At 54.9% G+C, this 11616-nt stretch carries 15 protein-coding genes; 14 read left to right on the top strand and 1 reads right to left on the bottom strand.

What is annotated here, in order from left to right:
- From rpsN to gdhA, 11 genes are all read left to right on the top strand, one after another.
- Entirely contained in the window at nucleotides 1-306 is a 306-nt protein-coding gene (rpsN, locus tag HKD42_RS06820; RefSeq protein WP_170011559.1) for a 30S ribosomal protein S14, read from the top strand.
- A gap of 11 nt (nucleotides 307-317) precedes the next feature.
- Nucleotides 318-713: a 30S ribosomal protein S8 gene (rpsH, locus tag HKD42_RS06815; RefSeq protein WP_170011549.1), complete on the top strand. Its 396-nt coding sequence runs from the start codon at nucleotides 318-320 to the stop codon at nucleotides 711-713.
- A complete protein-coding gene (gene rplF / locus HKD42_RS06810; RefSeq protein ID WP_170011547.1) occupies nucleotides 713-1246 on the top strand; it encodes a 50S ribosomal protein L6 in 534 nt (177 codons plus the stop codon). The genes rpsH and rplF overlap by 1 nt, the downstream gene beginning before the upstream one ends.
- A 1-nt stretch (nucleotide 1247) precedes the next feature.
- Nucleotides 1248-1592 carry a 50S ribosomal protein L18 gene (gene rplR / locus HKD42_RS06805; RefSeq protein ID WP_170011545.1) on the top strand — a complete coding sequence of 115 codons (345 nt, stop codon included), beginning with the start codon at nucleotides 1248-1250 and terminating at the stop codon, nucleotides 1590-1592.
- The gene (rpsE, locus tag HKD42_RS13300; protein WP_246236778.1) at nucleotides 1592-2425 is read left to right on the top strand and encodes a 30S ribosomal protein S5; all 834 of its coding nucleotides are present in this window, start codon (nucleotides 1592-1594) and stop codon (nucleotides 2423-2425) included. The genes rplR and rpsE overlap by 1 nt, the downstream gene beginning before the upstream one ends.
- A 5-nt stretch (nucleotides 2426-2430) precedes the next feature.
- The gene (gene rpmD / locus HKD42_RS06795) at nucleotides 2431-2616 is read left to right on the top strand and encodes a 50S ribosomal protein L30 (RefSeq protein WP_170011543.1); all 186 of its coding nucleotides are present in this window, start codon (nucleotides 2431-2433) and stop codon (nucleotides 2614-2616) included.
- A 93-nt stretch (nucleotides 2617-2709) separates the two neighbouring features.
- The gene (rplO, locus tag HKD42_RS06790; protein WP_170011541.1) at nucleotides 2710-3294 is read left to right on the top strand and encodes a 50S ribosomal protein L15; all 585 of its coding nucleotides are present in this window, start codon (nucleotides 2710-2712) and stop codon (nucleotides 3292-3294) included.
- A gap of 117 nt (nucleotides 3295-3411) precedes the next feature.
- Complete coding sequence (gene secY / locus HKD42_RS06785) at nucleotides 3412-4776, top strand: preprotein translocase subunit SecY (RefSeq protein WP_170011539.1); 1365 nt, start codon at nucleotides 3412-3414, stop codon at nucleotides 4774-4776.
- Between the two features lie 45 nt (nucleotides 4777-4821).
- Complete coding sequence (locus HKD42_RS06780; protein ID WP_170011537.1) at nucleotides 4822-5466, top strand: adenylate kinase; 645 nt, start codon at nucleotides 4822-4824, stop codon at nucleotides 5464-5466.
- A 63-nt stretch (nucleotides 5467-5529) separates the two neighbouring features.
- A complete protein-coding gene (locus HKD42_RS06775) occupies nucleotides 5530-6261 on the top strand; it encodes an SRPBCC family protein (protein ID WP_211483500.1) in 732 nt (243 codons plus the stop codon).
- Between the two features lie 55 nt (nucleotides 6262-6316).
- A complete protein-coding gene (gene gdhA / locus HKD42_RS06770) occupies nucleotides 6317-7672 on the top strand; it encodes an NADP-specific glutamate dehydrogenase (protein WP_170011535.1) in 1356 nt (451 codons plus the stop codon).
- Between the two features lie 4 nt (nucleotides 7673-7676).
- Here the strand turns inward: gdhA and HKD42_RS06765 are convergent, their stop codons facing one another.
- On the bottom strand, nucleotides 7677-9101 hold the full coding sequence (locus HKD42_RS06765) for an H-type lectin domain-containing protein (protein WP_170011533.1): 1425 nt from the start codon (nucleotides 9099-9101) through the stop codon (nucleotides 7677-7679).
- A 411-nt stretch (nucleotides 9102-9512) separates the two neighbouring features.
- On the opposite strand from HKD42_RS06765, the gene rpsM reads away from it, so the two are divergent.
- The 3 genes from rpsM to HKD42_RS06750 all read left to right on the top strand — a co-directional run bounded on the left by rpsM (nucleotide 9513) and on the right by HKD42_RS06750 (nucleotide 11522).
- Nucleotides 9513-9881 (top strand): 30S ribosomal protein S13, encoded by a 369-nt coding sequence (gene rpsM, locus HKD42_RS06760; protein ID WP_170011531.1) that lies wholly within the window; start codon nucleotides 9513-9515, stop codon nucleotides 9879-9881.
- Nucleotides 9882-9946: 65 nt separating this feature from the next.
- Nucleotides 9947-10336, top strand: coding sequence for a 30S ribosomal protein S11 (gene rpsK / locus HKD42_RS06755; protein WP_170011529.1), 390 nt, complete (start codon nucleotides 9947-9949; stop codon nucleotides 10334-10336).
- A gap of 130 nt (nucleotides 10337-10466) precedes the next feature.
- A complete protein-coding gene (locus HKD42_RS06750) occupies nucleotides 10467-11522 on the top strand; it encodes a DNA-directed RNA polymerase subunit alpha (RefSeq protein ID WP_170011527.1) in 1056 nt (351 codons plus the stop codon).
- Nucleotides 11523-11616: the final 94 nt, after the last annotated feature.

Genomic DNA, 11616 nt, shown 5'->3' with positions numbered 1-11616 from the left:
ATGGCGAAACTGAGTTCCATCAACAAGAATGAGCGTCGTAAGAAGCTCGTCAAAAAGTATGCTGCAAAATACGCAGCGCTTAAGGCGATCGCTGATGACAAGTCGCTCGACGAAAGCGAGCGTATGATCGCTCGCCTCAAGATGGCTGAAATCCCGCGTAACGGTAACCCAACACGGGTCCGTAACCGCTGTGCAACGACTGGCCGCCCACGCGGTTACTATCGCAAGTTCGGCATCAACCGCATCGAACTCCGCAATCTTGCCAACCGTGGCATGATTCCCGGTGTTACGAAGTCAAGCTGGTAAGGATCTGACCGATGGCTATGACCGATCCATTGGGTGATATGCTCACCCGTATCCGTAACGGACAACAGGCTAAAAAGGATTCCGTGCTTTCGCCTGCTTCTAAGTTGCGTGCTAACGTCCTCGAAGTTCTTCAGCGTGAAGGCTACATCCGTGGCTATTCCGACGATGCTTCCGGCAAGCACCCTGCGCTGCGGATTGAACTGAAATATTTCGAGGGTGAAGCTGCTATCAAGCACGTCGCCCGCGTTTCCAAGCCTGGCCGCCGCGTCTATTCGGGTTCGCAAGAACTGCCGGTAGTCCGCAACGGTTTGGGCATCACCATCGTCTCGACCCCTAAGGGTGTGCTTTCGGATGCCGAAGCACGCGCTGAGAATGTCGGCGGCGAAGTGCTTGCGGAGGTCTTCTGATGAGCCGCATTGGTAAGAAGGCTGTTGCTATTCCGGGCGGCGTTACCGCTGCAATCGAGAATGGCACGCTCAGCGTAAAGGGCCCTAAGGGTACTTTGACGATGGGTCTGGCCGATGACATCGAATATAAGATCGAAGATGGTTCGATCGCTGTGACACCGGCGAACAAATCGCGCCGTGCTCGTGACTTCTGGGGTATGCAACGCACACTCGTTTCAAACTTGGTTGAAGGCGTTACTGACGGCTTTAGCAAGACACTTGAAATCAGCGGTGTTGGTTATCGTGCCTCTGCGCAGGGTAGCAAGCTCAAGCTTCAGCTCGGCTTTAGTCACGATGTGGATATTGATGTTCCAGCAGGGCTGGACGTGAAATGTCCCGATCAAACGACTGTAATCATTAGTGGTATCGATAAGCAGGCTGTTGGCCAGCTTGCTGCCGAAATCCGCCGCTGGCGTAAGCCTGAACCTTACAAAGGTAAGGGTATCAAATACCAAGGCGAATACGTCTTCCGTAAGGAAGGGAAGAAGAAGTAAGATGGCTAAACTATCTCTCTTTGAACGTCGCCGTCGTCGCGTCCGTTCGGCTCTCCAAAGCCGCGCAGGTGGTCGTCCGCGTTTGTCCGTGCACCGCACTGGCCGTCACATCTACGCCCAAATCATTGATGATAAGGATGGCCGCACTGTTGCTGCCGCTTCTACTCTCGGTGCCAAGGCGTCTGGTGCGAATATCGGCGCAGCTGAAACGGTTGGCAAAGACATCGCAGCCGCTGCCAAGAAAGCTGGCGTCACCACTGTCGTGTTCGATCGCGGCGGGTTCCTGTTCCATGGCCGCGTTAAAGCGCTGGCCGATGCCGCCCGTGAAGGCGGGCTGGAGTTCTGATGATGGCTGACGAAAACAAAACCCCTGAAACTGAAGGTGCTACTGAAGCGCCGAAAGTAGAAGAAACTGCAGCGCCTGAAGTCGCCGCGACTGAAACACCAGCAGCTGAAGCAGCCGCTCCGGAAGCACCCGCAGCGGAAGCTGCGCCAGCGCCGACCGAGCAAGCTCCCGCCGGTGCGACAGAGCAGCCTCGTGGTCGTGGTGGCCGTGGTGGTCGCGACAATAATCGTGGCGGTGGCCAAGGTGGCCGTGGTCGCGGAGGCCGTGATGGTCGCCGTGGTGGCCGCGACGAGCCTGATGATGGCATTGCTGAGAAGTTGGTTCACATCAACCGCGTATCCAAAACAGTGAAGGGTGGTAAGCGTTTCGGCTTTGCTGCGCTGGTTGTTGTTGGTGACGGTTCCGGCCGTGTCGGTTTTGGTAAGGGTAAAGCACGCGAAGTGCCTGAGGCCATCACCAAAGCGACTGCCGCTGCTAAGAAGAAGATGATCCGCGTTGCCTTGAAAGAAGGCCGCACGTTGCATCACGATGCCAAGGGCCGTTTCGGTGCTGGTAAAGTGGTTCTGCGTACTGCACCTCCGGGTACCGGCATTATTGCTGGTGGTCCAATGCGTGCCGTTTTCGAAAGCCTGGGTGTTGCTGACGTTGTGACCAAGTCCAACGGTACATCGAACCCGTACAATATGATCCGCGCTACTTTTGATGCGCTGGCTAACCAGACTTCACCGAAGTCAGTTGCCCAGCGTCGTGGTAAGAAGGTTGCAGACCTTCTTGGCCGTGGTGGCGCAAGCGAAGCAGAGGCTGAAGCCGACGCTGCAGCTGTAGCGGAGTAAGATAGATGGCCGGTAAGAAAACCATCAAGATCAAGCAGATCGGTTCACCGATCCGTCGCCCAGAAAAACAGCGTAAGATGCTGATTGGTTTGGGGCTTAACAAGATGCACAAAGTTGTCGAATTGCAGGATACCCCTGAAGTTCGCGGTGCGATTGCGAAGCTTCCCCACATGGTTGCGATTGTAGATTGAATTTAAAGGCCCGGGCGAGTACCGGGCCTTTCCCATTAAGCGCGAATTCTCTGCATTAAGCAGAGACTTGCAAGCGAAAGCGAGTGCAAAACTATGAAACTTAACGAACTCAGAGATAATGATGGTGCCCGTAAAGGCCGTATGCGCGTTGGTCGCGGTATCGGTTCTGGCAAGGGTAAGACATCCGCACGCGGTCAAAAGGGTCAAAAATCCCGTTCCGGTGTTGCAGTCAAGGGTTTTGAAGGCGGTCAGATGCCGCTTCACATGCGTTTGCCAAAGCGCGGCTTCAACAACCCGTTCGGCAAGGATTTTGCTGAAGTGAACCTGGGCATGGTCCAGAAGTTCATCGACGCAAAGAAGCTCGACGCCAAAAAGGATATTGATCACGCTGCCTTGAAGGCTGCTGGTCTTGCTAAAGGCGGCAAAGACGGTGTTCGTTTGCTCGCAAAAGGCGAATTGACCACCAAAGCCAAGTTCATCGTCAACGGTGCATCCAAAGGTGCATTGGCAGCAGTTGAGAAGGTCGGCGGTTCTGTCGAAGTTCTTCCTGCTGCGAAGCATGATGGCGGTCAGGGTGATAAGGCGCCTAAAGGCAAAGGGTTTGAGCGTGCTAAAGCTGAGAAAGCCGAAGCCGCGGAAACCCTCGCCAAAAAGCAAGCCGCAAATAAAGCCAAATAATCTGGTTAAATAGGGAGCGCGGGTTCGACATATCGGATTGCGCTCCCTATGTACCATCCTTGAGGCTGGACAGGACAATATTGCGGTCCGGCGAAATGACGGGATCAACAGTCTGTTATGGCATCACGCGCCGATAATATTGCGAGCAATCTAAGCTTCGCCAATTTCTCCAAAGCGACCGAGCTGAAGAGCCGTATCTGGTTCACTATCGGTGTTTTGATTGTCTTCCGCTTTTTAAGCTTTGTTCCATTGCCGGGTGTGAACCCGCAGGCTTTGGCTTCGCTGGCTGAATTGACCAGCGGCGGTGTGGTTGATCTCCTCAATGCATTTACCGGCGGTAGTCTGGAGCGGATGAGCCTGATCGCGCTTGGCGTGATGCCGTATATTACGGCGTCGATCGTTGTGCAGCTCGCATCTTCCTTGCACCCGACACTGGCTGCGTTGAAGAAAGAGGGCCAGACTGGCCGGCAAAAACTCAATCAATATACGCGCTATGGCACAGTGTTTTTGTGCGCGATTCAGGGCTGGTTCCTGGCGGCGGGGCTCGAAAGCTTCGGCGCGCAAAGCGGCATCGCTGCGGTTGTCGATCCGGGTTACATGTTCCGCATCGGCGCGGTGATCAGCCTTGTGGGCGGTACCATGTTCCTGCTGTGGCTGGGTGAGCAAATTACTGCGCGCGGTATCGGTAATGGTGTTTCACTGATCATTATGGCGGGTATTGTCGCCCAATTCCCGACCTTTGTGACAAACCTGTTTGAAGGCGGCCGTACCGGCTCGATCGCGCCGGGTATCATTATCGGTTTTGTCGTGATGGTGATCGTGCTGATTTTGCTGATCTGCTTTATGGAGCGGGCCCAACGCCGGTTGCTGATCCAGTATCCGAAACGCGCCAACGCCAAGGGTATGATGCAGGCGGATCGCTCGCACTTGCCGCTTAAGCTTAACACCGCAGGGGTTATCCCTCCCATCTTTGCTAGCTCGCTATTGCTGCTGCCGCTGACGATTACTCAGTTCGCTGGTAATTCGCTCGACACAAGCAGCGGAGCAGGCGGGTTCTTGCAGCAGGTTCTGCAATATCTGCAGCACGGCCAGCCACTCTATATGACGCTGTACGCTGCTGGCATTATCTTCTTCTGCTTTTTCTACACAGCGGTTGTGTTCAATCCGGAAGAGACAGCGGAAAACCTGAAAAAGAATGGCGGTTTCATTCCCGGTATTCGTCCGGGTAACCGGACGGCTGACTATCTAGATTACGTTCTGACACGCATCACCGTGGTCGGCGCGATCTATCTGACATTTGTCTGCGTGTTGCCGGAATATGTCATCGCGCAAACCGGTATTCCGCTGTTCCTCGGCGGAACCAGCTTGCTGATTGTGGTCAACGTGACTGTGGATACGATTAGCCAAGTGCAATCGCATCTGTTGGCACACCAATATGGTGATCTAATCAAGAAGGCTAAATTGAAGGGCCGCAAGCGTTAAGGCATAATCGCCTTCATACGCAGATTAGAAATAGGGGTTTCTAGCGTGAACATCATTCTTCTGGGACCTCCGGGTGCAGGCAAAGGTACGCAAGCTGCGAACTTGGAAGCAAAGCATGGGATGCTGCAGCTTTCTACCGGTGACATGCTCCGTGAAACGCGCAAGGCAGACACGGAACTGGGCCGCCAAGTTGCTGATGTGATGGATTCCGGCCAGTTGGTATCAGACGAGATTGTTTCGGCCATGATTGATGCCAAACTGGCGTCTATGCCGGAAACAACCGGCGCGATTTTTGACGGTTACCCGCGGACCGAAGCGCAGGCGCTGTCGCTTGATGATATTCTGGCGAAGCATGGCCGGTCGCTTGACCATGTGATTGAACTGAGCGTGGATGAAGACGCGCTGGTTGACCGGATCACTGGGCGTTTCACGTGCGGCAATTGCGGTACCGGCTATCATGACCGTCACAAGCAACCCGCCAAGGACGGCGTGTGCGACAAATGCGGGTCTACAGAATTCAAACGCCGCGCAGATGATAATGAAGAAACTGTCCGTCAACGGATGCAGGAATATCGCGGTAAGACCGCACCGATCCTGCCAATCTACGAAGCGCGCGGCATTGTGACCCGGGTGGATGGCATGGATAGCATCGAAACTGTGACCGCCGCATTGGACGCAATTCTCACCTAACTGTATTCGGTCCTTTCCAAAGCTGGCCTTTCTTGGGATAGAAGGCCGGTAACGGAGGATTTGATGCGAATTCCAATATATTCTGCAGCGCTAGCCGCTGCATTGGCTTTTGCCGCGCCTGCACAAGCGGAAGTCGTGGAGCAGGAAGCGGACGCTTTCGTCACCAAGGATAGTGTGACTGTTAAGGCGACTGCGCGCGAGACGTGGCTCAAGCTGATCTCACCGGGTGAGTGGTGGAATTCCAGCCACACCTTTTCCGGCGATGCTGCAAATATGATGCTGACCCCGCAAGCAGGGGGTTGTTTCTGTGAGCGCATTCCAGCCAATGACAGTGCCAGCAAGATCGGCCTTGCCGGCAGTGTCGAGCATATGACCGTGCTGCTATCGATACCTGATACAGCCTTGCGGATGCGCGGCAGCCTTGGCCCGTTGCAGAGCGAGCCTGTTACCGGAATTCTAACAGTGACAATGGCGGAAAGCGATGAGGGGACAACCGTCACCTTTGAATATGCTGTCGGTGGGTACATGCGGTTTGATGTTCCCGTTATCGCGAAAGCCGTTGATGCGGTGGTAAGCCAGCAATTGTCAGGTTTGTCCAAGCAACTGGAGCCGATCACTTCTATCGAAGGATCAACGGAGGAGGGGCCGGATGAAGCGGCGCCAAAAGCCGAGCCTGAAGAACCAGCAAGCGCATCGGATACGGATGTAACCAGTGAGGATGCTGAGGCGAAAGAGAAGGAAGACAAGGTTTCTGTCGAAGATGCCTTTGGCGACTTTGATTTGGGCGACCAATAGGATGATGGCATAACCGGCGCTTAAAATTTTGGGCCGACATAAAGGGGGATTACAAATGGCAGTCACTGACCACGTAGACTTGGACACATTCATGGCGGGTGTGAAGAAGCGTAATCCCGGACAGACGGAATTTATCCAGGCCGTGCAAGAAGTGGCGCAAGATGTTTACGGCTTTATCGACGATAAAGAAGAATATCACGCTGCCCAGATCCTCCGCCGCATTGCTGAACCCGATCGGGTGGTATCATTCCGGGTTTGCTGGGAAGATGACAACCACAACATCCGCGTCCAGCGCGGTTGGCGGGTCCAAAACAATAATGCCATTGGCCCTTATAAAGGCGGCATCCGTTTTCACCCCAGCGTGACGGAAAGTGTGCTGAAATTCCTCGCTTTTGAACAGACCTTCAAAAACTCTCTTACCGGCCTGCCGATGGGCGGGGGGAAGGGTGGTTCCAACTTCAACCCGCGCGGGAAGTCCGACAGCGAAGTGATGCGTTTTTGTCAGGCATTTATGACTGAACTCTATCGCCATATTGGCCCAGATACAGATGTTCCTGCGGGCGATATCGGTGTTGGTGGACGCGAGATTGGCTATATGTTCGGCCAGTACAAACGGATCACCAATCGCTGGGAAGGGGTTCTGACCGGCAAAGCTATCGAATTTGGCGGTTCGCAGATGCGCCCAGAGGCGACTGGTTATGGTGCCGTGTATTTCCTGCAGAATATGCTCAAACATAAGGGTGAAGATGTTGAAGGGAAAACGGCGGTAATTTCCGGCTCGGGCAATGTGGCGACACATGCGGCGGAAAAAATCACACAGCTGGGCGGCAAGGTTTTGACACTGTCGGACTCCGGCGGCTTTATCCATGATCCCGACGGCATTACGCAAGAAAAGATCGATTGGATCAAACATCTGAAAACCGTAAAGCGCGGCCGGATCAGTGAATATTGCGACGAGTTTTCTGGCGCCTCCTATCACGAAGGCGACCGTCCATGGGGCGTGAAGTGTGATCTTGCGCTGCCATGTGCAACCCAGAACGAACTGAATGAGGACGAAGCCAAAACGCTTGTCGAAAACGGCGTTCAAGGCGTGTCAGAAGGTGCCAATATGCCGACCACGCTTGAGGGTGTGCACGTCTTCCATGATGCGAAGATTATGTATGGCCCCGGTAAAGCCGCGAATGCGGGCGGCGTTGCCGTGTCAGGTCTTGAAATGAGCCAGAATTCTGAGCGGATCAGTTGGAACCAAGAACGTCTTGGCGATATGCTGACCGAGCTTATGGAGGGCATTCACGACAAATGCGTCGAATATGGCGATGATGGCACCGGCCATGTTGATTACGTGAAAGGCGCCAACATTGCGGGCTTCAAAAAAGTTGCCGACGCCATGCTGGCATTCGGCGTAGTCTAAGCCATTAGTCGATCTGGCCGCGGAGCCTCAGGCGGAATTGGCTGGGGCCCGCGCCAGTGTCGGCGGCCATAAACCCGGATGGCTGGATCCTGATATGGGTCACCAATGGGTCTGTGCCGTCGCCAGAGTCCACCGGACTATAACTAAAGCTGGTGCCGTCGGTCGAAAAGGACAGGCAATCGCTTGCACTGGCAAGCGACACGAATGTGCAGGTTAGGCCGCTGGCCGGAGAGCCATCGGTAAACGGGACAGGGCCGCTACCGGGCCCTGCATAATCCGCAACGACCAAAGCCATATTTGCCGGAAGGGCTTCGGTTATAATGACGCTGTCATAATTGGGCGGCGCGTTGCCTGCATTCGTCACGGTAATCAGATAATCGACCAAGGCCCCCGGCAAGGCAAAGCCGCGGCTCTGCGGATCGACGATGGATGAACGGGTTTTGGTAACCGATAGGCTGGCGGACAAGTTCGCATGAAAAGCCCGCGAAAATGCAATGATGCCGGCCTGTTCCGCCTCGGCCGTTGAGAGACCGCGTTCGTTGTCCTGATCGCGGTCTTCATCAACCCGAACTCCGATGGTTGTACTGCTAAGGCTGCACCAACGGAACCACCCGCCATCAGGGTTATTGCGCGAGATTTTTTTGGCGACGGCAATCCGTGTTGCGCTTGTCTGGCCAAAACCGTTTGTAAAACATCCATTATCCCAGCCCCTGACATTGGCGGCAGTGTTGACCGCGCTCCACGTGACGGACGTGCCAGATGTGTCAGGAAACGTGCCGGTCCCGCCTGCCGGGAATGCAACCCAGCCGATCGTTTCAGCGGAGGGGAAGGGGCCGCTATTGGCTTGACTGCGATCAATCGCCAACTGGAAGCTGGACGGCGAAAGCGATTGTGCCACGGAGGTGATATGCGGCCGCGAGGCAACGTTGGCGACATCGCGCGTTTCGCTGTTGGCAGTTTGCAAGTGGTGGATCACAGTTGGCGTGCCCGGCAATGCGCTGGAGAAATTGACGGTCGCCCAGCTGGCGGTGCCGCCTGTAAATCCGCTGCCAAACTGTGTGGCAGTGGTGGTGGTGCGCCCGGCTTCGATGACAGAGCCATCCGGCAAGACGTGCCGACCCGGCTCGACAGCTATGTAATAGACTACCATCGCGATATGGCGTCCATCCCAATTGTCGGGTTCGAGGCCGAGCTCGTCAAAACCGGTTGTGGTGACGTTGGTGATTCTGATGCTGGCCGAGTTGCTACCTGCTTGGGATGTAATCGCGATTACAACGGGGGGAACATCAAACGCTTGCTGAAAATTCACTCTTACCGGGTCGTGGCTGGCGAACGTATCATGGGCGGTAAATGTGCCTGCTTCCAGCCTGCCGGCATGGGCAGCAGATGGCGCAATGGCTTGCACGCAGAATACGCACAATGCGGCCAATAGCCAGGCGCTCCAGGCGCGCAGACGGGACGGTTGCAATATCACGGGATTAATCTAGGCGTTGTGTGGTAAATGGACTGTTACTTTCGCCCCTTTGAACAGAAGGTTTTACATCTGATCGGGCAGCGGCGATCATAATGGCCAGGCCGTCTTGAAATTGCGTAACATCGCCCCATTTTACGCCTTCGAACAAAGACTTCCTCATTAGTATTGACCATGCGCGCGAATCCTACTAAGCGCGCGGTTCATTCGTCAGTCTCGGATAAATCCGGCAGGCCCGCAGTTTTGTGAGCCAACCGGATTTTTGCGTTAGCAGCAAGCAGGCTTCGGATGTGTATCGCTATGAGATGAGGGCGCACAGCTTCGGTAAGCGAATATGTGCAGAGCCTTTGTGGAGCATTGGAGAAGTAAGTGGCTCGTATTGCCGGGGTAAACCTACCCACAAATAAGCGCGTGATTATTGCGCTCACCTACATTCACGGAATTGGCCGCACAACGGCTGTCCAAATCGCCGACCAGCTTGGTCTGGATCACACCCGCCGGGTGCAGGATCTGACTGACGCAGAAGTGCTGTCAATTCGCGAAGCGATTGACGAAGCGCACACTGTCGAAGGTGACTTGCGTCGCCAAACTGCGATGAACATCAAGCGCCTGATGGACCTCCGGTCTTATCGCGGCTTGCGTCATCGTAATGGTCTGCCCGTTCGCGGTCAGCGCACGCACACCAATGCCCGTACCCGCAAGGGTAAGGCGAAGCCAATCGCGGGTAAGAAGAAGTAAGCGCAGCCGCTTAATTGCAGGCAGCAGCTTATTCATTCTTCCGATAGAGTTAGGAAACCGAAACTATGGCACGCGAAGCAGGTCGGGTTAAAAAACGCGACAAAAAGAACATTTCAAGCGGTGTTGCACACATCAATGCCAGCTTTAACAACACCATGATCACCATCACCGATGCACAGGGCAATGCAATTAGCTGGTCCAGCGCTGGTATGATGGGTTTCAAGGGGAGCCGTAAATCGACTCCTTACGCTGCACAGGTCGCAGCAGATGATGCCGGCAAGAAGGCAGCCGAACACGGCGTCCGTACGCTGGAAGTCGAAGTGAAGGGCCCGGGTTCGGGCCGTGAAAGTGCGCTGCGCGGTCTTGCTGCAGTGGGCTTCACAATCACGTCGATCCGTGACGTTACACCGATCCCGCATAACGGGGTTCGGCCATCTAAGCGTCGCCGCGTCTGATCCGTATTACCATGGCGGTGCCGCGCGGGGCCGCCATGTTTTTTCGGACCGGACATGTTGGGGATCAGACACCCAGCACACCGGTCCAGCCCGCATCTGAACACGCTTTAAAGCGAATTAGGGGAATTTCATGTCCGTCAACACGAAGAACTGGCAGGAACTCAAGAAACCCAACACTCTGGAGATTAAAGAAGGCGGCGATAAAACTCGCAAGGCCACTTTTATCGCTGAACCATTGGAGCGCGGCTTTGGCCTGACGCTCGGCAATGCGCTGCGCCGCGTATTGCTGTCCAGCCTTCAGGGTGCTGCAATTACATCTATCAAGATCGAGAATGTCCTTCACGAATTCTCTTCGCTCGCTGGTGTGCGCGAAGACGTGACCGACATCGTTCTTAACGTGAAGCAAATCGCGCTGAAAATGGAAGGCGAGGGTCCTAAGCGTCTTCAACTTTCCATGACTGGTCCGGCTGAAGTGAAAGCTGGCGATATTGCCGTTTCTGGCGACATCGAAGTGATGAACAAAGATCTGGTCATCTGTCATCTTGATGATGGTGCGACTTTTAACATGGAACTGACAGCGGATGTTGGCAGCGGGTATGTGCCCGCGGTTCAAAACCGCCCGGCAGATGCGCCGATCGGTTTGATCCCGGTTGACTCGCTGTACTCACCTGTCCGTCAGGTCAGCTACAAGGTCGACAAGGCCCGTGTTGGACAAGAGCTGGACTTCGATAAGCTCAGCTTGACTGTCGAAACAGACGGTACCGTTTCTCCGGAAGATGCAGTGGCATATTCTGCCCGTATTCTTCAGGATCAGCTGACTTTGTTCGTCCACTTCGAAGATGGCGTGCCGCAACCGCAAAGCGCCATGATCGGTCAGGCTGCTGCACCGCAAGAAGACGATGCGAACCAGCTCAACCGTTACCTTCTCAAGAAGGTCGACGAGTTGGAACTGTCCGTCCGTTCGGCAAACTGCCTCAAAAACGACAACATCATCTACATCGGCGATCTGGTACAGAAAACCGAAGCAGAGATGCTGCGTACTCCAAACTTTGGCCGCAAGTCTCTGAACGAGATCAAAGAAGTGCTGTCGAGCATGGGTCTGCGCCTTGGCATGGATATCCCAGGCTGGCCGCCAGAGAACATCGAAGAAATGGCCAAGAAGCTCGAACAAGAGCTGCTCGGTTAAAACAGGTTTCGGCGGCGCACCTCCCGATAGTGGGAAAGCGCCGCCAGCACTGGGCTACCTGATACGGGCCCCTTACGAACGCCTGATCCCTTCA

It is taken from the genome of Pontixanthobacter rizhaonensis, from assembly GCF_012972675.1.
GTDB classification, from domain to species: domain Bacteria; phylum Pseudomonadota; class Alphaproteobacteria; order Sphingomonadales; family Sphingomonadaceae; genus Pontixanthobacter; species Pontixanthobacter rizhaonensis.
The sequence above is the reverse complement of the archived record's forward strand: the minus strand, read 5'-3'. Positions and strand labels throughout refer to the sequence as shown.